Here is a 1,008-nt window from a genome sequence, read left to right as displayed (position 1 = left end):
TCTCCTGTCTGCTCCTGACTCCCTCACACCCCGATCGCCGCCACCAAAATCCGGTTCTGCCTCCGTATCGCTGCGCGCAGCTCCGGTATCCTCGCCGCGTCGCGTTTCACGAACTCGATGAACATCATGTTCATGTTGTTGAAGATCAGTTCGCCGAGCGCCGCCCCGTCGATGTCCTGGCGCACCAGGCCGAGCGCCTGCAGCCGGGCGATCAGGGCGCGGATCTGTTCGGTCAGCGCGCGGTCGAGCGCGGTGTAGGCCTGGCCGAACGGGCTGTCGGGCAGTTGCGTCGAGATCGCCATTGCCTGCCGCCACATCTCCTTGCTGAGATAGTGCAGCGAGTGCTCGATGTAGATGCCGATCAGCGTATCCAGCGCATCGCCGACATTGGCCGGCGGCCTGGCGACGACGCCCTGCCCGGCATTCAGCACCTCGTTGACCTCCAGCGAGACGATGGCGCCGAGGATGTCGCCCTTGTTCTCGTAGTAATTGTAGATGGTGCCGACCGAGACCTCGGCCTGCGTGGCGATCGCCTCTATCTTGGCGCCCTCATAGCCGGCCTCTCGAAACAGTTCCGCCGCCGCTTCGATGATGCGCCTGTGCCGGTCCGCCTTTTGCCTTGCCCGCAATCCGCTCATTCCAGCCTCTTTCCACAAAAACAGAATTGACTCAATTTTAGAATTGGTTCAATTTTTTGCAAGAAGCCACAAAGGCAAGGGAGAACACTCGATGTCCGCACATTCCAAGACCATGAATTCGCTTTCCATGTTGAAGAGCCATCTGCATGCTGCGTGCGCGGCCGCGGCGCTGTTGCTCGCAGCCGGCAGCGCTGTCCAGGCCGCCGACCTCAACGCGCTGATCTGGTGCGATCATGCCGATCCGGCGCTGCTGCAGCCCTTCGAGGAGGCCAATGGCGTCAAGGTCAACGTCAAGGATTTCGAGGGCACCGGCGCTGGCCTCGCCATCGTCGAACAGTCGCAGCCGGGCGACTGGGACGTGATGGTGATC

General features: G+C 61.8%; 1 protein-coding gene and 1 pseudogene. One reads left to right on the top strand and one right to left on the bottom strand.

Annotation, left to right across the window (positions count from 1 at the left end; translation table 11 throughout):
• Positions 1-23: 23 nt before the first annotated feature.
• A complete protein-coding gene (locus tag ENZ75_RS32875) occupies positions 24-638 on the bottom strand; it encodes a TetR/AcrR family transcriptional regulator (protein ID WP_024503901.1) in 615 nt (204 codons plus the stop codon).
• A 91-nt stretch (positions 639-729) separates the two neighbouring features.
• Between ENZ75_RS32875 and ENZ75_RS32870 the strand changes: the two are divergent.
• Positions 730-1,008: pseudogene (locus tag ENZ75_RS32870) on the top strand (spermidine/putrescine ABC transporter substrate-binding protein); the annotation flags it as partial.

It is taken from the genome of Mesorhizobium sp. M7A.F.Ca.CA.002.04.1.1, assembly GCF_004022805.1.
Taxonomy (GTDB): domain Bacteria; phylum Pseudomonadota; class Alphaproteobacteria; order Rhizobiales; family Rhizobiaceae; genus Mesorhizobium; species Mesorhizobium ciceri.
This window is presented reverse-complemented; position numbering and strand designations above follow the sequence as displayed.

What these genes read in the sequence shown, in the direction of transcription:
- ENZ75_RS32875 (WP_024503901.1), bottom strand. Translation starts at nt 638, where the DNA reads ATGAGCGGATTGCGGGCAAGGCAAAAGGCGGACCGGCACAGGCGCATC.